The sequence below is a fragment of the Bacillus sp. RB3 genome (genome assembly GCF_030164735.1).
Lineage (GTDB): Bacteria > Bacillota > Bacilli > Bacillales > Bacillaceae_G > Bacillus_A > Bacillus_A cereus.
Map to the genome: position 1 here is coordinate 303,165 of NZ_JASNGE010000002.1, position 25,925 is coordinate 329,089.

Sequence of the window (25,925 nt, forward strand, 5' to 3'; positions counted from 1 at the left end):
AAATACTTTCATTTACCTTCCTGTTGATGTAAAATTATTCCTATGTTTTACTTTTTAATACAGAAAGGGATTACTATGAAATCATTAATCAAAACGACATGTACAGCATTATTATTTACTGGAATATTAACAGGATGTAATAGCAATACTACATCAAAACAAGAAAAGAGCGCTCTCGAAAAGAATGCAATGCACTATGGAGAAATAGTTAAAAACGAATACTATAGAGCGACAGTTGAAAATGCAAAGTTTGAAAAAATAGACAAAGAGCGACGCCTTACTACTCGTGTTATGATTAATAATGTTCGGGACGATGGACAAACTATTGATCTTTCGGAAATAAAATATTTCATACAAGATGAAAAAACTGGTCAGAAATATGAAGGTGAAGCTCATCCGATAGATGACGAGCACTATAAAAATGTTCCACACGAATTCTCTTTAACTACTGACGTTGTGTTTGAACTGAAAACTTCACCAAAAGATTTAAATAATATGTATTTATACATAGATAGCAAAGCAGCGCCGTTAACAGATACATATTGGAAGCTTGATAATTTAGTATCTAAATAGAAAGACCAGTCTTACATGACTGGTCTTTTACATTCATACATTTAACTTTCATTAACACTTATATTCATTTTCTAATAACAACTTGAATAACATCAGCTAAACCAGTGTGCCCTTTCCCTTCAATTCGCTCTTGTTCGCCATTAAAGAAATGAATTACCTTATGTTCTTCACACCAAGTAAGGATATCAATTGGATCATACAGCATATCAACATCTTTTGGTCCACCAGTACTATAGTTTATTTGTTTTTTTGAGTAAACTTCAAACATAATTAAACCACCAGGCTTTATCGTTTGTATCATTTTACCTAATATCATTTTTTTATAATTATCATGAAAATGTCCAAATACCATAATTGCTGCATCATATTCATTTTCTGGCAAACTATCAGCTAATAAATCTACTTTTTTTGTATGCACGTTTACGTTATGCTTCTCTGCCAATTTTTTTGTCTTCTCTAATCCATCTTCCGAATAATCAATAGCTGTTACTTCGTTCCCTTGTCTTGCTAGAAATACAGCATTTCTACCTTCTCCCTCCGCGAAAGCTATTACTTTATTGTGATTTGCTAAACGAAATGCTTGTTCTTTAATAAATGTATTAGGTTCTTCCCCGTAAAAATATTCATCTGATTTATATCGATCATTCCAAAATTTAGTCATCATCTTCTCTCCTTCTTCATATCATTTTCTAACTACAATTAAAGATATCGAAGAGTCTTTTTATCCTTAATTAATTTAAAAATAAAAGCAGATTAAAAATCCACTTTTATTTTTTTCGCAAGATCTACGATTTTTTGATTTCGTAACTCTTCTTCCATTTTCTCTTCTGCTGCAAGCATTACTTCATTAATTAAACATCCAGGTTTGTCATGTAAACAACATTCAAACAATGATGTTTTACCTTCAATTGCATGTATAATATCTAAAAATGAAATATCTTCCCAATTCTTACTAAGCGAGTAACCGCCCTTTGGACCAGATGATGAATGTATCATCCCTTCCTTCGTCAACTTAGTTAGTATTTTAGACAAGTACGTTGGTGAAACATTTTGCATTTCTGCTAATTGGTGAACACTAACTAACTTATTTGGTGTAGCCTTTGCCAGAAAAAGCATTGTATGAAGAGCATAATTTGTAGCTTTAGAATATTTCATAATACAGCTCCTATTGTAGACTTCATGTATCTACAATAACTTTATTTTTTTATTATGTCAAACGTTTGTAATACTCCATACAACATTATTTCTTCACAAGTAATACATCTGCCGCGAAAATCGTCACTTCTCTAAATGGAGAGTCAAATAAAACACCTAGTTCAAAACCATCTTCAGTAAGAGCTATTTCATGATATAACCACCAAGCATTTTCAAAGTTTTCCGGCATAGAACACTTTGTTACTCCTATAAAGGTTACTTCAAGTTTATCAAATTCACTAAAAGTACCACTGCAATCTAATACGATAGACAAAGTATCTTCTGATTCTCTCTTTACTACTTTAATTACACTATCGTGTAGTGATGTCTTGTGTAACTGAGCGACGTTTGACGGAAGTTTTTTCTCAATGGAATTAAAATATTCTACGTATGATTGATCTAATTGTGCCACTCTTTTCTCATAATCTGTTGACCACTCTCGCATACGTTTTTTCAGTTCACCAGATGGGTATTTTGAATTAGTTGTGATGTTTTGTATAATTGAGTATATCGATTCAGGAAGGAATTTTAATAAATCTATTTTCCTTTCCTCTATTTCTTCCTTTAAACTTTTTATATCCATTTCTGACCATTCTTTTATAGACTCTATAAAACTTACAAATTCTAAAACTTGCATTTTTTTATACCAATCTCTTGTAAAATATTTCAATGACACCTCTCCTAAAACATCTTTACATCCAGTAAAAACAATATATCCACTTATTATATCATTCCAATAACTATTTTTTCTAAAGAAAAAATGTAAAACTGTAAATATTCCGCCTATTATTTCTAAAACTTCAGAATATTTACAAAAGTATAAAATTAGAATACATTTTAGCTGTACAAGATTCACCTGTACAAAAATTCAAACAAAAAGGGATGGTTATATGTTGAAGAAATTAGTAGCAGGAACATTAGTAGCGGGTTTTGCATTAACTGGAGGACTAGGTGCAGGTGCGGTAAGTGCTGAAGAAAAAAGCAACACAATTAAGTCATTTGATTATTTAAAAGTGGATGAACAAAATGTTAATTCATTTGCAAAATTAAATGATCAGGATAAGAAAAATATCCAAATTATTATGGTATTACCAGAGCAAAATGAAAATGGGGATTGGCTAGCTTACGGTTTTACTAGTCGTGAAACATTAGATGCGTATATTGAAAAGGATAAAAAAGCAATTAAAAATAAAATTAATCCTTTAGGTAGCGGTGCTGGTAGTACTGATTTTTATGAACATAAAGATAAAGGTGGCCAATATATTTATTGGAGTAGCGGCTTTAAAAACTTACCATCTAGCTGGAATGACAGAATTTCTTCTGTAAGTACAGCGTCACCTTCTGCAAGTTATTCAACGACACTTTGGGAGCACACTTCAACACAAGGATATGGAAAAGGCGTTTTATTTAAACATGCTGATTGGTACGGTAAAACTGCTAATTTAGCTGCTGATTGGAACGATATTACTTCAGCGATTGAAATTAAATAGTAATAAGACATTTAATTTCTTCTATAAAAATTCAAACCACTATTCTCTCTTTCATTTAGAGAATAGTGGTTTATCATATTTCTATTTAAGCATGTACAGCATGTCCTACTGCTTGCATTAACGCTTCATGAATCGCCTCAGATAAAGTTGGATGTGCTGCAATATAATCTCTCATTATATCAGCGGTAACTTCTGTATGAATCATTACGGTTCCTTGACCAATAAGTTCAGTTGCATAAGGACCGATAATAGAAATCCCTACAATTTCTTGGTATTTAGGTTCCACAATGACTTTTACTTTCCCTACTTGTTCTCCTAAAATAAGAGCTTTTCCGTTCGCTGTAAAAGGAAATTCTCCGATGAGAATATCACCATATTGTTCTCTTGCACCTTTTTCACTTAACCCGACACTAGCTATTTCTGGAGCTGTGTATATACATCGAGGTACAGCGTGATAATTTACTTTCACGTCTTCTCCACTTGCGTGTAATGCTGCTGTCGTTCCTTCATGGAAGGCAACGTGAGCAAGCTGAATTCCACCGATCACATCACCAGCTGCGTAAATATGTGATACGTTCGTTTGCATATGTTCGTTCACAGCAATCCCTTTATTTGAAAACTGAACCCCTGCTTTTTCTAAATCTAATTGTTGTACACGTGGTTTTCGGCCGACAGAAATGAGAACATATTCCGGGTTAGCTTCTTGGATACTACCTTCATATTCAAATGAAGCTTGCTTCTTATAATTATTTAATCCTTTTAAAGCAGCTCCTGTAAATATTTCTACGCCATCACTTTCTAATTTCTCTCTTAAAATATGTGCGATATCTTCATCTTCACCTGGTAATAATTGCGGTGCCATTTCAACAATCGTAACTTTTGTCCCAAGGCGACTATAAATACTTGCAAACTCACATCCTATTACACCACCGCCAACGATTAACAATGAAGATGGTACACTCTCAAGAGACATCGCATGGCTACTATTTAAAATCCATTTTCCATCAAACGGAGCGAATGGTAATTCTGTAGGTTCGGAACCAGCTGCGACAATAAACCTCTCTCCATCCACTACTTCTTCTTTATTTCCTTGTACAACTCGCACACGATGATCCGTTTCGAATTTCGCTTTTCCTTTTACAACTTTAATTTTATTTTTCTTCATTAAATATTGTATTCCTTGGACGAGTTGCATTACGATTTGTGATTTCCTTGCCTGTATTTGATCCCAATCAATTGATATACTTCCTGTATTAAGCGTAACCCCATAATCATTCGCTTTTCTCACAATGTCATGCACTTCTGCACTTTCTAACAATGATTTCGTCGGCATACACCCAACATTTAAACACGTTCCGCCAAGGTCAGCTTCATCAATAAGAGTGACCTCTTTTCCATTTTGAGCCGCGGTAATTGCCGCTACATATCCAGCTGGTCCGCCTCCAATTACAACTAATTTACTCATTCTCTCACCTTCTCTTTATAAAAGAATTGTTATAGGTTCTTCTAAATAATATTTAATTGTGCGTAAAAATGCAGCTGCTGGTGCACCGTCTAGTACACGATGATCGAATGTTAAACTTAAAGGTAACATACTACCTTTTTTAAATTTTTTCCCTTTATATACAGGAACATGTTCAATTGCGCCAATACCTAAAATACCAGTCTCAGGTGTATTTAATACAGGTGTGAAATATTCAATACCAAAGCTACCTAAATTACTAATTGTAAATGTCGTTCCGTGCATATCATCACTACTTAAGCTACCTGCTCGCGCCTTTTGTGCCATATCCTTAATCTCTTTAGACAACTCTACTAAAGATAAATTATTTGCAAAGCGAATAGCTGGAACGACTAATCCTTTTTCTAATGCGACTGCTATGCCTAAATGCACATGTTCAAATTGATGAATGGCATCATCTATATAAGCGCTGTTCATTTCTTTATGCTCTCTAAGCGCTAATACAACAGCACGAGAAACGAAATCCGTAATGGTTAGTTTGTTTTCGTATCGTTTTTGCACAACTTCCGCTATGTCTTTATGTAATGCAACTAAATCTGTAACATCTACTTTCATCGTTAACGTTAATTGCGCACTATTTTGTAAGCTTGCATGCATACGACTCGCAATTGCTTTTCTCATACCAGTAACAGGAACGACTGTACTTTCTTCTTGTTCAGGTACTTCTGGATTTGCTACTCTTTCTTCTAGCGCCTTTAATACATCTGCCTTTGTAATCCTTCCACCAGGACCTGTACCAACTAATGCCTTGATATCCAGATTTTCAGACTTTGCAATTTTCTTCGCTACAGGTGAAATTTTAATTCTTTGCTTCGCTACTTCTTTCCCATTTGGTTCTTGATTTTGTACTTCTATATTAGATGTTTTTTCTTCTACCACATGTGTGCTTTCCTGCATTTCTACTTTTTCATTTGGTTTACCGATGTAGCAAATTACAGTACCAGGCGGCACTCCTTCATCTTCACTTACAGCTATATCAAGTACCGTACCATCAGCTGGCGCTTCAATTTCCGTTTCAATTTTTTCTGAATTAATACTAGCAATCAGTTCTCCTTTTGCTACATTATCGCCTGCTTTAATATTCCAGCTCGTAATAATACCTTCTTTCATCGCCATACCTAACTTCGGCATTACAACTTCTACAGCCATGTGTCTCTCTCCCTTCTCATCGTTTTATTACACATGTAATAAAGATTGGTCTCCAATCATTTCTGATACAGTTTCAATTACTTTTTCTGGCGTTGGCAAATACAACTTTTCAAGTGGTGGTGAGAACGGAACAGGTGTATGTGGTGCTGTAATTCGTTTAATAGGTGCATCTAACAAATCAAAACCTTTATCCGCTACAATTGCCGCAATATCTGTTGCGATACTACATCTTGGATTCGCTTCGTCAATAACGATAAGACGATTTGTTTTTTCAACAGATGATAAAATAGTATCTTCATCAAGCGGTGATAAAGATCGCGGATCAATTACTTCTACTTCAAGCCCCTTTTTCGATAATTGCTTTGCAGCTGCAAGCGCTGTATGAACTTGCTTTCCGATTGCGACAATTGTTACATCAGAACCTTCCCGTTTAATATCTGCTTTTCCTAATGGAATTGTATAGTATCCTTCCGGAACTTCACCTTTCATATTGTAAAGTGTTTTATCCTCAAAGAAGATTACTGGATCATCATCTTCAATTGCTGCTAATAATAAGCCTTTTGCATCATACGGCGTGGAAGGAACAACAACTTTAATACCTGGTATGCTCGTAAATAATGCGTACAAACTTTGTGAATGCTGAGCTGCTGCACTAAAACCAGCACCATGCATCGTACGTACTGTAACGGGTACTTTTGCTTTACCTCCAAACATATAACGGAATTTCGCACCTTGGTTTAATACTTGGTCAAGACAACTACCAATAAAATCATTAAACATTAACTCAGCTATCGGACGTAACCCAGTTGCAGCAGCTGCCATCGCAGCTCCCATATAACCCGCTTCAGAAATTGGTGTATCCAATATACGATTTCGGCCAAACTCTTGTACAAGTCCTTTCGTAACACCAAGAACACCACCCCAAGCTTCATCATCTTGCAGATGATCAACTTGTGCACCGCCTGCAACATCTTCACCTATTAAAATTACATTTTCATCACGACGCATTGAGATTTTCATCGCTTCATTAATTGCAGTTGACATACTTACTGTTCTAGTCATAATTTTTCACCCTCCTCTTATTTGTAAGAAACGTATACATCTTTTAATAATTCTTCATCGTCTGGGTATGGACTACTTTCACTAAATTCAATGGATCTTTGTACTGCATCATCTACTGCTTTTTCCATATCAACAAGTTCAGATTCCGTTAATAAACCTTCATGTATTAAATGCTTACGGAAATTCACAATCGCATCTTTTTCATTTAAATGTTCTTCTTTTTCTTCTGATGTTTTATATGTTTGCGCTTCACCTTCAAAATGACCGTAATTACGATATGTCATACATTCAATAATTGTTGGACCATCACCATTACGCGCACGTTCCACTGCTTCCGCAGCAGCTTTATATACAGCTAGAAGATCTTTTCCATCTACTTGAACGCCTGGAATATTATAAGCTTTTGCACGATCCGCAATAGAATCACAACTTGAAGCATATTCAAATGTAGTTGCTTCACCGTAACCGTTATTTTCTGCAATAAAAATAACTGGTAACTTCCAAATCGCCGCTAAATTAACCCCTTCATGGAATGTTCCTTCATTATTTGCTCCGTCACCGAAGAAACAAACACTTACATCTTTTGTTCCTTTATATTTAGCTGTCAATGCTGAACCGCAAGCAAGTGGGAAACCCCCGCCTACAATGCCATTAGCACCAAGCATTCCTTTATCTAAATCCGCAATATGCATGGAACCGCCTTTACCTTTACATAATCCTGTCGCTTTCCCGAAAAGTTCAGCCATCATACCATTTAAATCACAACCTTTTGCGATACAATGTCCATGACCCCTATGTGTACTTGTAATACTGTCACTATCCGTTAAGTGGGCACATACACCAACTGCTACCGCTTCTTCACCTGCGTATAAATGAACGAAACCTGGCAAAACGCCTTGCGCGAACAATTCATGTACCTTATCTTCAAACTTACGAATCTCTAACATTTTTTCATACATCCAACGAGCTTGTTCTTTCGTAATTTCATTCCCTTTACTTTCAGTTGTTTTTAACATGTCCAGCCCTCCTATTTTCTTGATCATCTTTTATATTGCAAGTACCGTGCCAAATTCTAATCCTTGATTTAATAGTTTTTCTCTTTTCTTTCATAATAAAAAAGTGGACAAAATGAGACATCTGTCTCGTTTTGTCCACTTTTGTTCACCTAATTTGAGAACTTATTATTTTATTCATTATCAAAGCTCTGCTGTAATTTTCGGATGTAAATAATTTGCCCAATATGATATGCATTATGAGTTGTTACATTCGCTAACACTTCCCACCATTTTGCAGAAACAGGAAATCCCACTACATCACTTTCAACCTTTTCTTCATTTATGAGATTTTGCCATTGTAGCAGTTTTTCTAGTAGTTTTTCCCGTAATTCATCGAAAGTTTGATTATCTGAAAGCATAAAACTTTTATTATTATCTCCTATAGCGGGTACTGCATTAACATGTGATTCTTTATACCTAGTTTGCCACGTAGAGTTCCAATACAGTAAATGTTGTACGATTTCGGCTATACTATTACACTCTTCATTCGGTTTCCAGAAAGCTTCCCTCTCAGATAAATCCTTAACTGCATCTGAAAATGGCATATACCAACTGGGATCATTCGCATTTGCTAATAACTGATCTGCTAATACATCTTTCACATGGACCATTTTTCTTCCCTCCTGTTAAAAAGATTCATTTCATGACAATACTCACTTCTCTAAATACGCTGAGTTTGTAAGATTTCCTCTTTTTAAGCATAACCCCATACATATGCACATAAAGAAACCGGAAGCACCTAATACATAAGCTAATGCATAACCACTTCTCCCAATAACCCAGCCCGCAATTCCAGGTCCAATCATTTGCCCAACTGCATAGAAAACAGATATAAAACTAATTGCCATTGAGACATATTTCGGAGATACTTGCTTTGAAGCTGCAACTTGAATTAATAATAGTATACCTCCGAGGCTAGAACCCCAAATAATTGCCGACACGATAAAACCAGTTATATTTCCAAATATAATTGGAGCCATATCACCTATAATAGCTAATAAAAGCGCACTACATAAACTCTTCTTTATACCAATTCGATCCGAAATAAATCCCCAGACAGATGCTCCTACGATTGAAAAGATGCCAGCAATTGCATAAACAGTCCCCGAAATTGATGCTGAGATACCACTATCAATCATAAAACTAGTTTGATATAAATTTGGAATTAAATATACAACACCAACAATAAAATACATCCATGCAATGATATATAGTTCTTTCGTTTTCCATAAAAACGATTTATTACTCATTTTTTGCTCATCTTCAGTAACTTCTGGATTTTTCAAAACAACTGAAGCGGCAAATACAATGATACATGTAATAACTCCAAACAAAAACCATGCACCACGCCAACTATACTCAGGAAATGTGCGCACTACATAAGGAACAATTATTCCACTAAATAGCATACCTATACCTGCACCGCTTAATAACAATCCCATTACAGTTCCTCTTTTGTCTGGAAACCACCCTACCGTTATTGACATGAGTGGTGTATATACAAGAGCACTACCAGCTCCAGCACATAGCATACAAAAAGCAACTATCCAAAACGAAGAAACAAACGCTAATCCCATTAAGCTTATAACGACGAACCAACTGCCTATTAATAAAACTGATTTTGCGCCAAAACGGATAGTAAATATTCCAGATGTTCCTACAGTTAATAAATAACCTAAAAAAAGTATGGTTCCTAGCATACCTGATTGAGCCGTAGATAAGTGAAGTCCTTCCTGCATAAATGGCAGTATAATTCCATATGCCATACGGGCGAAACCAGTTGTTGTTATAATAAGAAAGATTCCTATTAATACAAATATCCAAAAATGACTTTCATTCCGCTCTTTCATTTAAATTCCTCCATAAAAAATTATTTCCAATTGGATGTTGATTGTAATTATAATGATTATGACAAAATACAACTACCAAATGGTGGAGGAGTTTACGGTATAACGGATTTTTAATACATACGCAAAATTTCAGAAGGTTTCATTCCATATTTCTTTTTAAATGACTCTGAAAAATGACTAATATTATTGTATCCAACAGCAACTGCCGTTTCGGTCACATTACTAGTTCCCGAACGCAATAAAAGCATTGCTCTTTCCATTCGCTGTTCTCTTAAATATGCAAATGTGGACGTGCCAAATAATTCTTTAAAACCAATTTTTAATTTATAATCATTTAATCCTACTATTTTAGCCAATTCTAATAATGATGGGGGTGACTCCATTCTTTGAAGTAAAATTTCTTCAGCTTGTTTTATTTTATTTAAATCCTTTTTGGATAATTGGCTCCTTTTATTTGCATCACGATCATTCAGTAATACTTTCCCAAAGTATATAGAAAGCAATTCGAGCGCTTTACTTTCTATTTCGAGTTGATTAATACGATCCTTTTGGGGATTCTCTAACATTCTCTTAATAATATTAGATGTTAGGGCATCAATGGGGGTTTGAAACTTTTTAAAAGATTGATTTCCTATTATAGTATGAAAATCATGACTTTTTTCAATAGCACAATTTAGCATGAAATGATTAAACAACTGTACAGGAATTCCAATTGCTAATGAATATAGTGGAGTTTCTTTTTCATATTCAAATAGAACTTCAAAGTCATTCATAAAATATAAATAGCTATTCCCAGCCATTAATTTATTTGTAGAGTAACCAACTTGTACTTCCCCGGATCCTTGTAAACAAAAATTAAGTTCCACCATTGCTGCATCCGATGCAAATTGAATGCGATGGTTTTTATGAAACTGGTAATTTGATAGCACTATTTCCATTCCAGAAAACGAGCTCCACCTTCGCACTTCACCCATACCTATTGTTTTTGGCACATACATATATCTTTCTTCTACAACTTGTAACCCATGAAAATATTTACTAAAAATATCATGAAAACTGTTAGTCTTCATGAAATCCACACTCCTTTTATATACAAATTACAATCAATTGATAATTTTTTTCAATTATAACAAATATCTTTATACAATAAATAGCTTTTACCTTTATATCTCGTTATGATAAAAGAAAAAGAAAGCGAGCCGACAATGAATAAAAAAATTGCAATTATTACTGGGGCTTCAAGTGGATTCGGCCTATTAGCAACGCTTGAACTTGCGAAAAAAGACTATTTAGTCATTGCTACAATGCGAAACCTAGAAAAACAAGGAACCTTACTATCTCAAGTTACTGAACTCAACTTACAGCAAAATATAAAAGTTCAACAATTAGATGTAACCGATCAAAATTCTATACATAACTTCCAATTATTTTTAAAAGAAATACAAAAAGTAGACCTTCTTGTTAATAACGCAGGATATGCAAATGGGGGCTTTGTAGAAGAAATTCCAGTAGAGGAATACCGCAAACAATTTGAAACGAACCTATTTGGGGCTATATCAATTACCCAGCTTGTCTTACCGTATATGAGAAAACAAAGAAGTGGAAAAATCATTAATATTAGCAGCATTAGCGGCCAAGTTGGATTCCCTGGTTTATCTCCTTATGTATCTTCAAAATATGCATTAGAAGGCTGGAGTGAATCACTTCGCTTAGAAGTAAAACCTTTCGGAATAGATGTTGCTTTAATTGAACCAGGTTCTTATAACACAAACATATGGGAGGTTGGGAAACAACTCGCTGAAAACCAATCTGATACAACATCTCCTTACAAAGAGTATATGGATAAAATACAAAAACATATTAATAGCGGCAGTGATACATTTGGTAATCCGATAGATGTTGCTAATAAAATTGTAGAAATTGCTGAATCTAAGCGTACAAATTTACGATATCCAATCGGTAAAGGTGTGAAATTTATGATCTTTGCGAAGAAGATTCTTCCTTGGAGATTGTGGGAATATCTTGTTTTGAGAAGCTTTAAGAAAATGTAATAAACTTTTTGAAAACTATTTTGAAAGGGATGCTAATTAAATGTTAGGTTTACCGTATGGGAAAGTGTTTTTAGTGCCGTGGACTGAAGAATGGGAAATTGAGTTTATGAAAGAGAAACAACTCATTGAGGAACAAATTGGCGAACATATTTTAGCGATACACCATATTGGTAGTACTTCTATTCCATATTTAAGTGCAAAGCCAATTATTGATATAGCAATTGAATTAGAAAATTATACGGACGGTATACATTGTATTAAAAAGTTAGAACTACTAAACTATAAATATAGAAAAGAAGTATTACCCGAAAGATACTATTTTAATAAAGGTGAACCAAGAACTCATCAAATTCATATGTATGAACAAGGGAATACATATTTAATAGAACAATTACAATTTCGTGATTACTTAATAGACAATAAAACTGCACGCATGCAGTATGAACAGTTAAAGATTCAACTTTCACAAGCTAATCCTACTGATAAACATAAGTATGCAGAGGATAAAACTAATTTCATTACATCTATATTAACTAAAATAAATGCTTAAATAAACAAGAAACCATTTAGTAGTAAATGGTTTCTTGTTTATTAGTTATTTCATTATTTGTACTATCAAATTTTTATTATACAGCAGGTGGAAAGAAGTAAAATAGTATCGAAGTCATAAAAATAAACGTGAATACCCCAATTACCGAAAATATATATTCTTTCGACTCTCTATCATACTTCCATTCCATCAATGCTCTTAAGATTAACGTCCCACCTAAATAAGTAAAAATGACATAAGCAATATTAATACTTTCAAATTTAAAGATAAACATAAAGCTAGTTATTAAATAAATAAAAAGTAGTCCTATTTCCAATTTTTTATGTAAACTATTTACATGTTTTTTATATCCCCAAAAACCACCCTTGGGCATATTCAATTTTTTTCTTAAAAACTTATCGAGAAAATAGGCAGCTATACAAAAAACAATAGTTATAATCCAAAAAGTAGAACCTCCCATTTTCACCCCTCCTATTATTTCATTTAATTACTTGAAATAAATTGGACTATATTACGGTTATCCCCTTCTAAATAACTTATGATGCCTTCAGGATATGTCGGCTTCTCCTGTAATTCCTCTAGACTTTTCCAAATTAATATAATATCCTCATGCTCTTTATGCCTTATTTCATTTGTAATGATTTTTTCAACAGTCCCCCAATGTATCAATGTACAATGATGACCTTTTTCGTTGTCCCACTCAAAAATGTGTTCATTTACAATTGCTAACTCTTGAACATCAACTTTCAAATCGTATTCTTCTATTAACTCTCGAATTATTGCTTCTTTTGACGTTTCACCAAATTCAATAGAGCCACCTGGAAAACGATAAAATGATTCATTTTCATCGCATTGTACAAGTACTTTAGAATGATCTTCATTTAAAATCATTGCTTCAGCACGTAATTTAGGATTTTTCATTTTGTCTCCCCATTCATTCCACATATGATTAAATCCAATAGGTATAAAAGAAAAAATTAAGAATAATTCCTGTTATTACTAATAGCGGAACCGTTCCTAAAGAAATGACATATTCCCTCGATTCTTTATCAAATTTCCACTCCATAAATGATTGAAAGCAGTATAAAGTTATTAAAAATAAAATGGGTAAATTACTAATATAAACGGGATTTAAAGTAGCACATATCATCGTAAAAATTATATAAGAAATAATAAGAGCCCTAGTGCCCCATTTATGAAAGTTGTTTACATATTTACTATTCCAGTCTGTTTGTTTCGGTATATTTAGTTTTTTCCTCACTACTTTTTCAAAAACAACTAAGGATATAATCCATACTATTAATAAAATTCCTTTAACCCATAACAGTGATGTTTCCTCCTTTACCTTTTCTCCGGCTGATCACTCGGATACGTAGCATTCCTTTTATTTTCTACGTCCCAACTAATAATTGTCGCACTATCACGTCCCAACTGATGATGCACGTGTTCTAAAACATTGTGAATATTTTCTTTAAGTGTTTTATCATTTCTGTTCATAGCATTATACAAATTTACAGGTATTTCATATCGGCGTTCCCCGCATTCTAATACTCCATCTGTCACCATTACAATTCGGTTCTTTCCAGTACGTAATTCACGAATACCTGATGAATAGCAAGGAACAGGTAAATCAAATGTGTTTACATTTCCAATCCATTCGTAAAAATGACGTTGATTTAATGCATATTGTCCTAACTTATGTAACTCTTCATGAAATACATACACTAAACAATCACCGATAGAAAGCCACCATATATAATTTTCTTTCCTTACACATAGTAAGCAAGCTGTTTCACCTTTAATTTTTTTGCACTTTTCCTTAAATGAAGATGCCTGAAAAATTGTCAGTATATGATTTTCAACAGATTGAAACACTGTATTAATTGGTTCATTCAAAATTACTTTTATATTTTCATATTCTTTTTCGATTGTATTTACTACTAAATCAACACTTTCTGCACTATTATGTCCATCTAATATAGCTGCAAATTCCCATTCACCATTTGACCAAACTAATGCACCATCTTCATTCTTTTTCGCTCCAGCACTTTTATTCCCGCCATATTTACCAAGTACAATATCACCATATTGTTTAACTGAAATTTCTCCTAAACACATTTCTATATTTCCAACCCATGAATATTGTGTATTATTTGTTGTATGCATACTCATTTACCATATACTTTCGTATTCTTTCACATAGTTTTTTTATTTTCTCTTCGTCACCATATGGTGCGCCAGTCCATTTCGCTATCTCGGTTGGTGACCAAAACTCTTTTGGTGTATTCGGATAACGCGGAATAATGTGCATATGCATATGTGGTACACCATTTCCTGAAACAAAAGTGTAAATATGCTCTGCACCTTCGCTTTCTTTTAGCGCTTTACTTACTCTACTTGTTATAAGTCCGAACGCTTTCGCTTCTTCATCTGTTAGTTCAGCAAGGCCAGGTACATGTCTTTTTATATCTATCATTACATAACCCAGGTATGTTTCTTCACTATCCCAGTGAACATGTCCAACGTAAACGAGTTCATCTTCGTAAATAGCTCCACCTGGAACTATAATATTTCCTATATGTTTTTTGCAAATGAAACAGTTTTGTTCTATTTGATTGTTTGTTGACATATCCATCACCTTCCTTTTCATATATAATATCACAAAAAAAGGAAAAACAGGTTTCGTATTCCGAATTTTCATTCTTTTGATACAACAATTTTTGAAATGAATTTACATCTCATTATTTCTTCAAAAACGCAATCACAATTATAATCCCAATTACAATTCCTATTACTAAATTATTTGTAAAGTGCCCTTGAAATACACCAATTACAACCCCTATACCGACACCTATTGCCAAAGCATCATTTCTTTTTTTATTTTTAGCCAAAATCACATCTCCTCCCACCATTTCTCCCTAAATAACATACATTTACTTGAATGTATTAATATACGCACTATCTCGCTTAAATATTTCCAAAAAATGTACTGTAACTTCACATATAATATTTTCCATTTTCTGTACATACTCCTTTTATATTGGAAAATTTTCAAGTAACTATTAATTATACATAGGCATTTACTATAAGAAAGCTTCGTAATTTATTGAAGGAGGAACGATTCAAATGTATCCTCATTGGAATCCAAATATAAATCAACAGTATGTTTATTCCCCTCATCCCGCAAGGAATACATTGCATCATGATTCACAATATATGATGCAGCGTATTGCAAGTCTTGAAAATCAATTAACTAAATTAATCTCATTAATCGAGGAAAATAATCAATTAATTAAATCAATGGAACAACAAAAAAACCAAGTTTGTGCACCAGCTGGAGGTTCTGTTATCGTTCGTATGTGATCTGGATGCAATAAAAAACACACTTTGTATTATAAAAGTGTGTTTTTTATTCATTATTTTCTTTTCGTATGGAACCCTTGTGTAATTCGATCTAATATAATTGCGATTACTACGATAGCTAATCCAGCTTCAAATCCCATTCCGATATTAACTTGTGTTACAGAGCGATATACATCAACTCCAAGTCCTGGAGCTCCTACAAGTGATGCTGTTACAACCATCGATAACGAAAGCATAATGCTTTGGTTCACACCAGCCATAATCGTTCCGGTTGCAAGTGGTAATTGTACTTTAAATAGTTTTTGTGATGCTGTGGATCCAAATGCATTCGCTGCTTCAATTAAATCTTCTGGAACTTGTCTAATTCCTAAGTCAGTAAAACGAATTGTCGGTGGCATTGCAAAGATTACTGATGCAATAATTCCAGGTACTACACCTACTCCGAAAAATGTAATCGCTGGAATAAGGTATACGAATGCAGGCATTGTTTGCATAAAATCTAATGTTGGTTTTAAAAATTTTGAGAAACGTTCATTTTGAGATGCTAATATACCAATTGGAATTCCGACAATAATTGAAATAATAACAGACGTAAGTACGAGTGCCAATGTTTGCATCGTTTGTGCCCAGTAGTTAATATTCAAAATAAATAATAATCCAATAAGCGTAAAAATGACTAAAGATAATTTCCTCGTTGTGTACCAAATGAGGAAACATAAGATAATAATCATCAATATGGCGGGTATTATTGTTAAAAAATTAGTGAGTAAATCAACAAATCCGCCAATAATATAAGAGAATCCTCGGAATAAGCCTTCAAAGTGCTCATATAAACTTGCAACAAATGAGTCGACCCATTCCCCTAATGGAATCCGCGGTATACTATTCATCGTCTTTCACCTCTTCCTCAATGTTTCCTGCAAGAGCTTGAATGACACTTTCACGTTTAATAATTCCTCTTAGCCTTTTCTTCTCATCGATTACTGGTAACGGATATTTCATCTCTGCCATTTTTGCATATGTCTCTTCCAGTAAAGTATCCAAATACACATGCGGAATATCATTAAGTAATAAATCAGCAATCGGCCACTGTTTTTGTACTGCTTTACTCGCATCATCCGCAGTTAATATACCTAAAAACTCATACTTTTTGTTTACAACATATACAGTTGAAACACCTGCATTCCTCATAATTTGAAGGGCTACACGAGGTCCACGATCAATTAATAAAGTTTCTGGTCGTTTTAAAATAGACTCCGCCGTAATTACTTTTCCTAAATTCACATCCGCAACAAACTTTTCTACAAATTCATTAGCGGGGCTCATCATAATTTCTTCTGGTGTTCCAATTTGGACGATTTCTCCATCTTTCATTAATGCGATACGATCTCCAATTCGAAGCGCTTCGTCTAAATCATGCGTAATAAATATAATCGTTTTTTCCATTTTATCTTGTAACTCTAACAATTCATCTTGCATTTCTTTTCGAATAAGTGGATCTAATGCACTGAATGACTCGTCCATTAGTAATACATCTGGATTATTCGTTAGTGCCCTTGCGATTCCAACGCGCTGTTGCATACCACCACTAAGTTGACTTGGGTAATTATCTTTATGATGATCGAGTCCTACTAACTGTAGCGATTCTAACGCTTTTTTCTCTCGCTCTTCAACCGGAACTCCTTGTATTTCTAAACCATATGCAACATTTTGTATAACTGTACGATGCGGAAATAGAGCGAATTTCTGAAATACCATACTCATTTTCGTTCTTCTTACTCTCCGTAACTCTTCTTTTCCCATCGTTGCGATGTCTTCACCATCTATGTATATATGACCTGCAGTTGGTTTAATCAATTGATTTAACATACGAACTAGCGTAGATTTCCCGCTACCAGACAAACCCATAATAACGAAAATCTCTCCAGAGTAAACTTCAAACGTTGCTTTTTTCACCCCAACGTTCATTCCTGTCTCTTTTAAAATTTCCGATTTACTTTTTCCTTCTTTTAATAAGGAAAGGGCCCTTTGCGGATGTTTCCCGAATACTTTTGTTACGTTTTCAACACGCACCTTTGTATTATCCATGTCACTACTCCTTTTCTACCCATCTATTCACATAGTGTTGCGATTTTACAAAGAAATATTACATAAAAATGACATTCATAAGATTTCTTTAAAATTCTCGTTTCCGTTCATAATAAGAATGCTTACTTATACATTTATTTTATAAGGCAAACGTTACTTAGGAGGTTTTCGATGCGAAAGAAAATTTGGTTTATATGCCTTGCATTATTTATTACTATGATTTTCACTTCATGTAATGCAACAAATGCAAATTCGAAAGGAAAAATTAAACTTGGTGTAACAAGTTGGAAAGAAAATATTGCAACCGCAAACATGTGGAAAGTTTTATTAGAAGAAAAAGGCTACAAAGTTGAGCTCATGTATTTAGAAAAAGCCGCAATTTGGACTGGTGTCGCTCGTGGTGATGTTGATGCGAATTTAGAAGTATGGCTACCAGTTACAGATAAACCGCTAAACGATCGTTATAAAGATGATATTGTCTTAAAATCAAAATGGTACGAAGGTACTGGACTAGGTTTAGTCGTCCCTTCTTATATGAAAAACATAAACAGTATCGAAGATTTAAATGCTCATAAAGATGAACTAGAGAATAAAATTGTCGGTATCGAACCCGGTAGTAGTCTTATGAATTTAACGAATAAAGCAATGAAAGAATATGATATAAAACTAAAACTTGTCCAATCCTCTGAAGCTGCGATGATGAGTGAACTAAAGAAAGCATATACGAAAAAGAAACCAATCGCTGTTACGCTTTGGAATCCGCATTGGGGCTTTTCAGAATTTGACTTAAAATATTTAAAAGACCCTAAGAAAGTATATGGTGAAAAAGATGACATTTATTACTCTGTTCGTAAAGGTTTCGAAAAAGACCATCCGGATATCATAAAATACTTTGACAAATGGAAGATGAACGATGAACAGCTTGGTACATTAATGGTCGAGTTAAATAAAACGAAAGATCCCGAAGAAGCGGCGCGAAAATGGATTAAGAAGAATCAAGCGCTAGTTGATGAATGGATAAAAGATTAATAAAAATAGGCTAGAGGGTTAGCATATCCTCTAGCCTGTTTTTAACTTATTTTTTCGTAACAACGTTATCTACAATCCCATATGCCTTCGCTTCTTCTGCAGTCATAAAATAATCTCTTTCTGTATCATGTGCTACTCTTTCAATCGGTTGCCCCGTTTTTTCTGCAATCATTTTATTAATATCATGCTTTAACTTTAATATTCTTTTCGCAGTTATTTCAATTTCTGTTGCTTGCCCTTGTGCACCACCAAGCGGCTGATGAATCATAATTTCACTGTTAGGGAGAGCAAACCGTTTTCCTTTTGCCCCTGATAATAATAACAATGCACCGAATGATGCCGCAAAGCCCATGCATAGCGTTTGCACATCTGGTTTAATTAAATTCATCGTATCTAATATTGCAAAACCTGCTGTCGTTGAACCGCCAGGGCTATTGATGTATAAGAATATATCTTTTTCTGCATCTTCTGCTTCTAAAAATAATAATTGCGCTACGACACTACTCGCTACTTGATCATTAATTTCTGAGCCGATAATAATAATGCGGTCTTTCAATAACCTTGAATATATATCATAGGAACGTTCTCCTAATTTTGTTTGTTCTACTACATATGGAATTGCATTCATTTTAAATCCCTCCAATACTTGTTATGCTGCGTAAAGCATATAACTGTAGGAAGAAGGGTTTTTCACATTAAATAATAAGACTGGCTGTTTAGATGGTAACTTAGTAAAATCTATTGTCGGAAGAAGCTTCGTTAATAATTCCGGTCTTTCCTCACGAATAGATGTTACAACAACTTCAATATCCTCTGTGAATTCGACTATCTCAATCCCTTCTTCACTTACAGTTTTCAGCCTATTTCTACTCCGAAATAAAGAAGCTTTCACTGCACCTTCTGATACAGAACACACTTTAGCAATATCAGCGATACTATATTGAAAAACATCTTTTAATAATAAAATTGCGGATTGCTGTACATTTAATGAAGACAATACTTTCCCTACCATTTCATGCAAATCTGCAATGTTCTCATGTGGTTCTTCAAATGTGATTTGTTCTCTTATTTTTTCATGAACAGACTTAGACTTCATCTGATCTAACCAACGATTTCTTGCTATTTTATAGACGAGTGTCATACAAATATCTTTATTTCTATATTTTTGAAGCACTTTACACACTGTTTCTTGGGCGAGATCTTCCCCATCCCATTTGTTTTTCGTTAAAAAAGTACAGTATCTTTTTAACTCTCCATATTGTTCAATTAAAAAGTTTATATTTGAATGATTCGTATTGATATGATTCTTTAAAACATGAGTTACTTTTGTGCACAAAATAACCACTCCTTTTCAGCGCTTACTTAATAAACGATTCAACATTAAAAAAAGTTACGGGGATATAAAAAAATAATGTTTATGTTCAATAATTCGCGGTCATAAATATGTTATGTACAATTTTACGTGAGGAGGAACAAATTTGCCAAAATTAACAATTGAAGGTACGGGAACTTTTGATGTGAAAGAAGGAACAAAGTTAGTATTAGCAATTGAGGATAGCGGTGTCAACATTCTTCATCGTTGCGGCGGGAATGCACGTTGTACAACTTGTAGAGTAGAAATACTAGCAGGTGATTTCTGTGAAGCGAGTGCGAATGAGAAACATGCAATGACGGAAAAAGGAATTGAAGATCATTTACGATTATCTTGTCAAATGCGTGTACATAAAGATATAGTCGTTCGTCCGGTACTTACAGTTGAAAATTCAGGTCTTGATGCTGGGCCACGCCCGGCGGAGTAAAGTGATGAATTTAAAACAGCTCGCTGGCGAATATGCTGCTAACTTTGTAAATGATGGCATGAAAATTGGGCTTGGTACAGGTTCTACTGTATATTGGACAATACAAAAATTAGGTGAACGTGTAAAAGAAGGATTATCATTTCAAGCTGTACCGACATCAAAGGAAACTGAAGCATTAGCACAGCAACTAAATATCCCCCTAATTTCGTTAAACGACGTACAAAGCCTTGATCTTACAATTGATGGAGCGGATGAAATTGATTCAAATTTACAACTTATAAAAGGCGGTGGTGGTGCATTACTTCGTGAAAAAATCGTTGCCTCTTCCTCTAAAGAACTAATTATCATTGCTGATGAATCGAAATTTGTAACACATTTAGGTAATTTTCCATTACCTGTTGAAATCATCCCTTTTTCATGGAAACAAACCGAAAATAAAATTCAGTCTTTAGGGTGTCAAACCACATTACGTTTGAAAAATGATGAAACTTATATAACCGATAACAATAACATGATTATCGATTGTATATTCCCTAATCATATTTCTAATCCTGCCCATTTACACACCCAATTAAAAATGATTACTGGTGTAGTTGAAACAGGGTTGTTTATAAGTATGACGAGTACAGCAATTATTGGTACTAAAAATGGGATAAAGAAATTGTAATAAAAGCTAACTTTTTAAAGTTGGCTTTTTAGTATGTTCTTCTTCTCTTAATAGTGCTTTATTATGATATACTAGGAAAACGCAAACTGATTACACTAGAAAGGACTGAACATTTTGCAATCCAAACTTATAACAGAACTTGCTGATTTAGAAACTGCCTTTCATATTCGAAAAGAAGTATTTGTAAAAGAACAAGGTGTCCCTCTTGCAGATGAATTCGATACATTCGATGAAATCGGAGAGCAATGTAAACATATTTTAGTTTATTATCATGAACTTCCTGTAGGCACAGGTCGTATACGATTTGTTGATGGTGTCGGAAAATTAGAACGTATTTGTATTTTAAAAGATTATCGTACATACGGATTAGGTAAAGTCATCATTCAAACGTTAGAAGAACTTGCTCGTAACGAACAAGTTACGAAAGTGAAACTACACGGTCAAACACAAGCTGAAGGATTTTATAAAAAATTAGACTATGAAACTTCTTCTGATATATTTATGGAAGATGGCATTCCGCACATACTTATGACGAAAATGTTATCATAATAAAAAGGGTAGTATATGAATCTTATGTATTCATACACTACCCTTTTTTATTAATAGAAAAGTGAATTCTTAAGATTACCTTTTGCATCAAAGCCCATCATCTCTTAGTTCATACCTAAGTAAAGCTTACACTGTTTTCCATAATGATAATGCATAAATCCAGTTTGGATCACCATTTCCTTGATAACTCTGGACTGCTTCATATACTTTTCCTTCGTGTAGAACTCTATCTCCCTTTTTATATGCTTTTTTTGCATCCCACGCTTCATATGAAGCGCTTTCGGTTTTTGTAGTAATTGTGAATATATCACTCTGTACGGATTCATTTCCAGCTACATCAACAGCTTTCACTACATATTTATAAGTAGTATTAGCGAGCAGATTTTTATCCAAATAAGAAGTTGTATTGGATGTTGCAATCTTTTTCATTGATCCTTCTGTTTCTCTATAAATATCATAATGGTCTACACCAATATTATCGTCAGATGGACTCCACATTAAATCCACACTTGACGCTGTCGTTCCCATACTATGTAATCCTTTTGGTTGTGTTGGTGCTTCTGTATCAGGAGTCTCAACTGTCGTTTTTACTGTAAGCGCTGTACTTTCTGTCGATACATTGCCAGCTGCGTCAATTGCTTTTACAGTATAAGAGTATTCTGTACTTGGTTGTAACTTCTTATCAATAAAATGAGTCCCTGGTACTGTATCAATCATCTCTCCGTTACGGAAGATTTGATATCCTTTTACCCCTACATTATCCGTAGAAGCGTTCCATGTTAGTTCTACACTATTCGCTGTTACTTTTTGCGTCTGAAGTCCATTTGGAATACTTGGTGCTTCTATGTCTGGTTTCACATCATTAATAAGATTAACATCAATTACATTATAGAATGCATTTGCTGTATCAGCTACATCCCATACTGCTAAAATCACATGATATCCACTACGATCAGTAGGTACATTGATTTTATGAGTTAAATTATTTGAAGCTGCAGAACCATCATGTTGTACAGTTCCAATTGGTTCGAAATCTGCTCTTGTTAGCGCTTTATTTGGATTCCATCCTTTTTTAGTAATATAGTAATGCCACTTACTCGTTAAGTGAGGCGCAGTATACTTCCAAGTAAATGTATTTTCCCCACCAGTGATTGTATTTTTAAACCAACGATTTTCTGTTTGTTGATCTAAAATACCACCAAATTTTCCGCCTGCTGAAGCAATTTGTCCATCTACTGGACCACCTTGTGGGAACCCTTTTGGAGCTTCTAAACTTTGTGGTTCATACATAACACTTCCACAGTTTACATTTAGCGCACCATAAGTTGGACTACATAAAGCGGATCGGCTACCGGGCTTTTCAACAAAACCGTGCGCATAAGCATTTTGAGGAATAAGTGTCGTACTAATAATTCCAGCTGTTAATGCTACAACTCCTAAACTTTTTTTGTTCATTTTCATATTTTGTAGTTGTTTTAAAAATCGATTATTCATGTTCATGTCCCCTTCTTGTTATACTTTGTAGTGGAATGTGGGCTTTGATGTAAAAGAATAACAAGAGACAAACTTGTACCGATGTATGTGTTAATTATGCATACACCGCAGTGAAAATATATTTTTTCCTTGTGAAATATTTCACTTTATGAATATATCATGACATAGAACTCGCCTAAGCATGTGCAGAAGTTGTGCAGAAACAGTGAAATTATTACTAACATATAAAACCACATCCTGAAATCATAAATTAAAACTTTAATTAGTTGGGGTTTTACGGTCGGTTAATACGGGATAAAATAAAAGTGTGCAGCAGAAATTGTAGACTTAGTTCTCAAAATTCACATTTAGTATTTTCATTTTTTCCATTTAAACAATTCTTCTCTTCCTACAACAGAAAAGTGTCTATATCATTTAATATAGACACTTTTTTCATGTATAACTTTATATTTATTACTGACCTACAAATGTAAAAATTTCATCAACAGCTTCCTTATATCCACCCGATGTTCGGAATGATTCCTTCAAATTCAAAGCAGCCTCTTTATATGAAGGGTTATTTAAAATTAACTCCACACTTTCACGCAATTTCTCCACGGTTAATTCATTCATATGTAATTGAACTCCTGCTCCAAGACTCTCCACTTGCTTTGCAATTGCTGGCTGATCTGCACTTTGCGGTATTACAACGAGCGGAACCCCGTTATATAATCCTTCATGCGTACTGTTCATCCCGCCGTGTGTAATAAATAGTTTCGTATAAGTAAGCAGTTCGGTTTGAGGCACATAGTTTTTCACAATGAAGTTTTTAGGGATTTCGCCTAGATCACTTATTTTTGTTTTATTACCAATAGACATAACAATTGTATGCTCACTATTCTCAAAGGCCTTCATACACAGTTTATAAAAGTCAATCGCTTCATTAAAAACAGTACCTAATGAAATATAAATCGGACTTTTTTCTTCAATTGAAGTAAAATCAACGTCTCTGTTTTTCATTTGTGCAGAGATAGATGGTCCTACAAATTTATATGTTTCATCAAACGTATCACCAAAAGGCTGAAACTCCTTAATTGTATACACAATAGTAAGAGGTGCAGGATTACAGAAAACTTCATACGATGATTTTATTTCAACACCATATTTTTCAGCAATTCCCTTCGTTAAGTTTTGAAAATCATTCTGTATTTTATCATGAATTTCTACTGGGATATTTTTTGACAGATGACCTAACATTTGCTCAAAGGATTTTTCATCCTGCGCAAAAGATGTGCATGAATTTATGGCTGGAAGTTTAAGAATTTGAGCAATTAAATGGCCACAACCAAACATAGAATCATGAATCATGTAATCAAAATGTTCACCTTCAATTTGTTCTAGAACGCTAGATATTACAATATCCGCTGTATGTAGAAGGCCGTTTATTCTTTCCTGTAAATAATTTCTGCCTCCAGATAGAAACGCTTTTATAAATTTTTGATCATCAATCGTTCGTACAGTAGCACCTGTCTTCTCAATCCGATCCCTGAAAGCTTCTATTGAAAAATAAACGACCTCTTCACCACGAGAAATCAATTCTTCTACAACTTGTAAAGTTGGATTTATATGTCCTTCTGATCCAGCGTTAATAAATAAAACACGCGCCATAATAAACACTCCTTACGTTAAATCGTTTCTATGTTGGCAAGAGTACGGATTTTCTCCATACTCTTTTCTTAGTTGTTCGTAGCATGTTCCTACTAAATTGACCTAGCGAGTCTAAAACCGAGATCATCTATATGAAATGTAGGATGGCTTCGACGACGACAAGTAGCGCCGCACCCTCTCGCTGTTTCAGCCCAACTACCACCACGAAAAATGCGATATGATCCGTACACTGTTTCATCATACAAATCATAACACCATTCCCAAACGTTCCCTAGCATATCATAAAGTCCCCATGCATTCGGTTCTTTTTGGCCAACGTCATGAATCTCTCCATTTGAATTTTCATTATACCACGCTATATCATGAAGTTTCCCGTATGTATATCCGGTTGTACTTGCTTTACATGCATATTGCCACTCTGCCTCACATGGTAATCGGTAGCCATTTGAATCTAAATTACATTTCACAATTTGACCACCATCACTAATAGAATAATATTCTTTTAATCCCGCTTTTTTTGAAAGTACATTACAAAACGCAATGGCATCGTTCCATGAAATATTGACAACTGGTTTATGATTTTTATCAAAATTATTTAATGGACTATTTGTAATAGCATCATATAGTTCCATTGTTACAGCATACTTCGCAAGAAGAAATGGTTGAATTTGCACTAGCCATTCTTTTTTTATTCGATCATCTCTTAATACTACCTCTCCAGCTGGAATATTTACCATTAATGAATCGATTGTTTGAATTAAATCATTAGTCATTTTCTATTCCTCCAAACGTT

At 34.1% G+C, this 25,925-nt stretch carries 32 protein-coding genes; 9 read left to right on the forward strand and 23 right to left on the reverse strand.

Annotated features, from left to right (window positions below; translation table 11 throughout):
• The first annotated feature begins 75 nt into the window (after positions 1-75).
• Positions 76-573 (forward strand): hypothetical protein, encoded by a 498-nt coding sequence (locus QO049_RS04405; protein WP_000838469.1) that lies wholly within the window; start codon positions 76-78, stop codon positions 571-573.
• A 64-nt stretch (positions 574-637) separates the two neighbouring features.
• Here QO049_RS04405 and QO049_RS04410 read toward each other — a convergent pair whose 3' ends face one another.
• From QO049_RS04410 to QO049_RS04420, 3 genes are all read right to left on the reverse strand, one after another.
• Positions 638-1,237 carry a class I SAM-dependent methyltransferase gene (locus QO049_RS04410; protein WP_002196577.1) on the reverse strand — a complete coding sequence of 200 codons (600 nt, stop codon included), beginning with the start codon at positions 1,235-1,237 and terminating at the stop codon, positions 638-640.
• Positions 1,238-1,326: 89 nt separating this feature from the next.
• Positions 1,327-1,728, reverse strand: a complete 402-nt coding sequence (locus tag QO049_RS04415; RefSeq protein WP_000877650.1) for an Rrf2 family transcriptional regulator — start codon at positions 1,726-1,728, stop codon at positions 1,327-1,329.
• 85 nt (positions 1,729-1,813) lie between these two features.
• Positions 1,814-2,437, reverse strand: a complete 624-nt coding sequence (locus tag QO049_RS04420; protein ID WP_000873444.1) for a DUF4085 domain-containing protein — start codon at positions 2,435-2,437, stop codon at positions 1,814-1,816.
• A 220-nt stretch (positions 2,438-2,657) separates the two neighbouring features.
• Here QO049_RS04420 and QO049_RS04425 point away from each other — a divergent pair, with 220 nt between their 5' ends.
• On the forward strand, positions 2,658-3,257 hold the full coding sequence (locus tag QO049_RS04425) for a hypothetical protein (RefSeq protein WP_284489183.1): 600 nt from the start codon (positions 2,658-2,660) through the stop codon (positions 3,255-3,257).
• Positions 3,258-3,342: 85 nt separating this feature from the next.
• Here QO049_RS04425 and lpdA read toward each other — a convergent pair whose 3' ends face one another.
• From lpdA to QO049_RS04460, 7 genes are all read right to left on the reverse strand, one after another.
• On the reverse strand, positions 3,343-4,722 hold the full coding sequence (lpdA, locus tag QO049_RS04430) for a dihydrolipoyl dehydrogenase (RefSeq protein ID WP_284489184.1): 1,380 nt from the start codon (positions 4,720-4,722) through the stop codon (positions 3,343-3,345).
• A gap of 15 nt (positions 4,723-4,737) precedes the next feature.
• Positions 4,738-5,928: a dihydrolipoamide acetyltransferase family protein gene (locus QO049_RS04435; protein ID WP_098022668.1), complete on the reverse strand. Its 1,191-nt coding sequence runs from the start codon at positions 5,926-5,928 to the stop codon at positions 4,738-4,740.
• Between the two features lie 27 nt (positions 5,929-5,955).
• Complete coding sequence (gene acoB / locus QO049_RS04440; protein ID WP_000198898.1) at positions 5,956-6,990, reverse strand: acetoin:2,6-dichlorophenolindophenol oxidoreductase subunit beta; 1,035 nt, start codon at positions 6,988-6,990, stop codon at positions 5,956-5,958.
• Positions 6,991-7,007: 17 nt separating this feature from the next.
• Positions 7,008-8,006: an acetoin:2,6-dichlorophenolindophenol oxidoreductase subunit alpha gene (gene acoA, locus QO049_RS04445; RefSeq protein WP_098218577.1), complete on the reverse strand. Its 999-nt coding sequence runs from the start codon at positions 8,004-8,006 to the stop codon at positions 7,008-7,010.
• Between the two features lie 170 nt (positions 8,007-8,176).
• Positions 8,177-8,656: a DinB family protein gene (locus QO049_RS04450; protein ID WP_023522154.1), complete on the reverse strand. Its 480-nt coding sequence runs from the start codon at positions 8,654-8,656 to the stop codon at positions 8,177-8,179.
• Positions 8,657-8,698: 42 nt separating this feature from the next.
• Complete coding sequence (locus QO049_RS04455) at positions 8,699-9,895, reverse strand: MFS transporter (RefSeq protein WP_061139192.1); 1,197 nt, start codon at positions 9,893-9,895, stop codon at positions 8,699-8,701.
• Positions 9,896-10,005: 110 nt separating this feature from the next.
• Entirely contained in the window at positions 10,006-10,965 is a 960-nt protein-coding gene (locus QO049_RS04460; RefSeq protein WP_000856359.1) for a helix-turn-helix transcriptional regulator, read from the reverse strand.
• Between the two features lie 135 nt (positions 10,966-11,100).
• Between QO049_RS04460 and QO049_RS04465 the strand changes: the two genes are divergently transcribed.
• On the forward strand, positions 11,101-11,946 hold the full coding sequence (locus QO049_RS04465) for an oxidoreductase (protein ID WP_222119494.1): 846 nt from the start codon (positions 11,101-11,103) through the stop codon (positions 11,944-11,946).
• Between the two features lie 40 nt (positions 11,947-11,986).
• Positions 11,987-12,496: a GrpB family protein gene (locus tag QO049_RS04470; protein ID WP_000901213.1), complete on the forward strand. Its 510-nt coding sequence runs from the start codon at positions 11,987-11,989 to the stop codon at positions 12,494-12,496.
• A 76-nt stretch (positions 12,497-12,572) separates the two neighbouring features.
• On the opposite strand, the gene QO049_RS04475 is transcribed toward QO049_RS04470, so the two are convergent.
• From QO049_RS04475 to QO049_RS04500, 6 genes are all read right to left on the reverse strand, one after another.
• Positions 12,573-12,956, reverse strand: coding sequence for a DUF4181 domain-containing protein (locus QO049_RS04475; protein WP_144501420.1), 384 nt, complete (start codon positions 12,954-12,956; stop codon positions 12,573-12,575).
• Between the two features lie 23 nt (positions 12,957-12,979).
• The gene (locus QO049_RS04480; protein ID WP_000795350.1) at positions 12,980-13,417 is read right to left on the reverse strand and encodes an NUDIX domain-containing protein; all 438 of its coding nucleotides are present in this window, start codon (positions 13,415-13,417) and stop codon (positions 12,980-12,982) included.
• A 28-nt stretch (positions 13,418-13,445) separates the two neighbouring features.
• Complete coding sequence (locus QO049_RS04485; protein WP_074628857.1) at positions 13,446-13,784, reverse strand: DUF4181 domain-containing protein; 339 nt, start codon at positions 13,782-13,784, stop codon at positions 13,446-13,448.
• A 53-nt stretch (positions 13,785-13,837) separates the two neighbouring features.
• Entirely contained in the window at positions 13,838-14,662 is an 825-nt protein-coding gene (locus tag QO049_RS04490) for a PP2C family serine/threonine-protein phosphatase (protein ID WP_000557603.1), read from the reverse strand.
• Entirely contained in the window at positions 14,646-15,146 is a 501-nt protein-coding gene (locus QO049_RS04495) for an HIT family protein (protein WP_002005170.1), read from the reverse strand. The genes QO049_RS04490 and QO049_RS04495 overlap by 17 nt, the downstream gene beginning before the upstream one ends.
• 91 nt (positions 15,147-15,237) lie before the next feature.
• Positions 15,238-15,405 (reverse strand): glycine zipper domain-containing protein, encoded by a 168-nt coding sequence (locus tag QO049_RS04500; protein WP_002196584.1) that lies wholly within the window; start codon positions 15,403-15,405, stop codon positions 15,238-15,240.
• Between the two features lie 217 nt (positions 15,406-15,622).
• Between QO049_RS04500 and QO049_RS04505 the strand changes: the two genes are divergently transcribed.
• Positions 15,623-15,859, forward strand: a complete 237-nt coding sequence (locus QO049_RS04505) for a hypothetical protein (protein WP_000283222.1) — start codon at positions 15,623-15,625, stop codon at positions 15,857-15,859.
• 53 nt (positions 15,860-15,912) lie between these two features.
• Here the strand turns inward: QO049_RS04505 and QO049_RS04510 are convergent, their stop codons facing one another.
• Entirely contained in the window at positions 15,913-16,749 is an 837-nt protein-coding gene (locus tag QO049_RS04510) for an ABC transporter permease (RefSeq protein WP_001084760.1), read from the reverse strand.
• Positions 16,742-17,947 carry a quaternary amine ABC transporter ATP-binding protein gene (locus QO049_RS04515; protein WP_000370606.1) on the reverse strand — a complete coding sequence of 402 codons (1,206 nt, stop codon included), beginning with the start codon at positions 17,945-17,947 and terminating at the stop codon, positions 16,742-16,744. Before QO049_RS04515 ends, QO049_RS04510 begins: the two co-directional genes overlap by 8 nt.
• A gap of 171 nt (positions 17,948-18,118) precedes the next feature.
• Between QO049_RS04515 and QO049_RS04520 the strand changes: the two genes are divergently transcribed.
• Positions 18,119-18,976 (forward strand): glycine betaine ABC transporter substrate-binding protein, encoded by an 858-nt coding sequence (locus QO049_RS04520; RefSeq protein ID WP_001227619.1) that lies wholly within the window; start codon positions 18,119-18,121, stop codon positions 18,974-18,976.
• Between the two features lie 46 nt (positions 18,977-19,022).
• Here the strand turns inward: QO049_RS04520 and clpP are convergent, their stop codons facing one another.
• Both clpP and QO049_RS04530 read right to left on the reverse strand, forming a co-directional pair.
• Entirely contained in the window at positions 19,023-19,604 is a 582-nt protein-coding gene (gene clpP / locus QO049_RS04525) for an ATP-dependent Clp endopeptidase proteolytic subunit ClpP (protein WP_000991611.1), read from the reverse strand.
• A gap of 21 nt (positions 19,605-19,625) precedes the next feature.
• The gene (locus QO049_RS04530) at positions 19,626-20,312 is read right to left on the reverse strand and encodes an RNA polymerase subunit sigma-70 (protein WP_098295468.1); all 687 of its coding nucleotides are present in this window, start codon (positions 20,310-20,312) and stop codon (positions 19,626-19,628) included.
• A gap of 142 nt (positions 20,313-20,454) precedes the next feature.
• On the opposite strand from QO049_RS04530, the gene QO049_RS04535 reads away from it, so the two are divergent.
• From QO049_RS04535 to QO049_RS04545, 3 genes are all read left to right on the forward strand, one after another.
• Entirely contained in the window at positions 20,455-20,775 is a 321-nt protein-coding gene (locus tag QO049_RS04535) for a 2Fe-2S iron-sulfur cluster-binding protein (protein WP_001125395.1), read from the forward strand.
• Positions 20,776-20,779: 4 nt separating this feature from the next.
• A complete protein-coding gene (rpiA, locus tag QO049_RS04540; protein ID WP_001049987.1) occupies positions 20,780-21,442 on the forward strand; it encodes a ribose 5-phosphate isomerase A in 663 nt (220 codons plus the stop codon).
• 114 nt (positions 21,443-21,556) lie between these two features.
• A complete protein-coding gene (locus QO049_RS04545; protein WP_001190864.1) occupies positions 21,557-21,991 on the forward strand; it encodes a GNAT family N-acetyltransferase in 435 nt (144 codons plus the stop codon).
• Between the two features lie 126 nt (positions 21,992-22,117).
• Here the strand turns inward: QO049_RS04545 and QO049_RS04550 are convergent, their stop codons facing one another.
• The 3 genes from QO049_RS04550 to QO049_RS04560 all read right to left on the reverse strand — a co-directional run bounded on the left by QO049_RS04550 (position 22,118) and on the right by QO049_RS04560 (position 25,905).
• Positions 22,118-23,485: a lytic polysaccharide monooxygenase gene (locus QO049_RS04550; protein WP_001065165.1), complete on the reverse strand. Its 1,368-nt coding sequence runs from the start codon at positions 23,483-23,485 to the stop codon at positions 22,118-22,120.
• Positions 23,486-23,938: 453 nt separating this feature from the next.
• A complete protein-coding gene (locus QO049_RS04555) occupies positions 23,939-25,132 on the reverse strand; it encodes a macrolide family glycosyltransferase (RefSeq protein WP_000124885.1) in 1,194 nt (397 codons plus the stop codon).
• Positions 25,133-25,224: 92 nt separating this feature from the next.
• Entirely contained in the window at positions 25,225-25,905 is a 681-nt protein-coding gene (locus QO049_RS04560) for a formylglycine-generating enzyme family protein (protein ID WP_000180359.1), read from the reverse strand.
• Positions 25,906-25,925: the final 20 nt, after the last annotated feature.

Bases quoted from the DNA above. Each gene is read 5' to 3' on its own strand.
- QO049_RS04425 (WP_284489183.1), top strand. From the start codon at position 2,658: ATGTTGAAGAAATTAGTAGCAGGAACATTAGTAGCGGGTTTTGCATTA.
- QO049_RS04405 (WP_000838469.1), top strand. From the start codon at position 76: ATGAAATCATTAATCAAAACGACATGTACAGCATTATTATTTACTGGA.
- QO049_RS04495 (WP_002005170.1), bottom strand. From the start codon at position 15,146: ATGAAAAGGAAGGTGATGGATATGTCAACAAACAATCAAATAGAACAA.
- QO049_RS04465 (WP_222119494.1), top strand. From the start codon at position 11,101: ATGAATAAAAAAATTGCAATTATTACTGGGGCTTCAAGTGGATTCGGC.
- QO049_RS04410 (WP_002196577.1), bottom strand. From the start codon at position 1,237: ATGATGACTAAATTTTGGAATGATCGATATAAATCAGATGAATATTTT.
- QO049_RS04475 (WP_144501420.1), bottom strand. From the start codon at position 12,956: ATGGGAGGTTCTACTTTTTGGATTATAACTATTGTTTTTTGTATAGCT.
- QO049_RS04450 (WP_023522154.1), bottom strand. From the start codon at position 8,656: ATGGTCCATGTGAAAGATGTATTAGCAGATCAGTTATTAGCAAATGCG.
- QO049_RS04505 (WP_000283222.1), top strand. From the start codon at position 15,623: ATGTATCCTCATTGGAATCCAAATATAAATCAACAGTATGTTTATTCC.
- QO049_RS04490 (WP_000557603.1), bottom strand. From the start codon at position 14,662: ATGCATACAACAAATAATACACAATATTCATGGGTTGGAAATATAGAA.
- acoA (WP_098218577.1), bottom strand. From the start codon at position 8,006: ATGTTAAAAACAACTGAAAGTAAAGGGAATGAAATTACGAAAGAACAA.
- clpP (WP_000991611.1), bottom strand. From the start codon at position 19,604: ATGAATGCAATTCCATATGTAGTAGAACAAACAAAATTAGGAGAACGT.
- QO049_RS04470 (WP_000901213.1), top strand. From the start codon at position 11,987: ATGTTAGGTTTACCGTATGGGAAAGTGTTTTTAGTGCCGTGGACTGAA.
- QO049_RS04510 (WP_001084760.1), bottom strand. From the start codon at position 16,749: ATGAATAGTATACCGCGGATTCCATTAGGGGAATGGGTCGACTCATTT.
- QO049_RS04415 (WP_000877650.1), bottom strand. From the start codon at position 1,728: ATGAAATATTCTAAAGCTACAAATTATGCTCTTCATACAATGCTTTTT.
- QO049_RS04435 (WP_098022668.1), bottom strand. From the start codon at position 5,928: ATGGCTGTAGAAGTTGTAATGCCGAAGTTAGGTATGGCGATGAAAGAA.
- lpdA (WP_284489184.1), bottom strand. From the start codon at position 4,722: ATGAGTAAATTAGTTGTAATTGGAGGCGGACCAGCTGGATATGTAGCG.
- QO049_RS04480 (WP_000795350.1), bottom strand. From the start codon at position 13,417: ATGAAAAATCCTAAATTACGTGCTGAAGCAATGATTTTAAATGAAGAT.
- QO049_RS04460 (WP_000856359.1), bottom strand. From the start codon at position 10,965: ATGAAGACTAACAGTTTTCATGATATTTTTAGTAAATATTTTCATGGG.
- QO049_RS04520 (WP_001227619.1), top strand. From the start codon at position 18,119: ATGCGAAAGAAAATTTGGTTTATATGCCTTGCATTATTTATTACTATG.
- QO049_RS04455 (WP_061139192.1), bottom strand. From the start codon at position 9,895: ATGAAAGAGCGGAATGAAAGTCATTTTTGGATATTTGTATTAATAGGA.
- QO049_RS04560 (WP_000180359.1), bottom strand. From the start codon at position 25,905: ATGACTAATGATTTAATTCAAACAATCGATTCATTAATGGTAAATATT.
- QO049_RS04550 (WP_001065165.1), bottom strand. From the start codon at position 23,485: ATGAATAATCGATTTTTAAAACAACTACAAAATATGAAAATGAACAAA.
- QO049_RS04515 (WP_000370606.1), bottom strand. From the start codon at position 17,947: ATGGATAATACAAAGGTGCGTGTTGAAAACGTAACAAAAGTATTCGGG.
- QO049_RS04555 (WP_000124885.1), bottom strand. From the start codon at position 25,132: ATGGCGCGTGTTTTATTTATTAACGCTGGATCAGAAGGACATATAAAT.
- acoB (WP_000198898.1), bottom strand. From the start codon at position 6,990: ATGACTAGAACAGTAAGTATGTCAACTGCAATTAATGAAGCGATGAAA.
- rpiA (WP_001049987.1), top strand. From the start codon at position 20,780: ATGAATTTAAAACAGCTCGCTGGCGAATATGCTGCTAACTTTGTAAAT.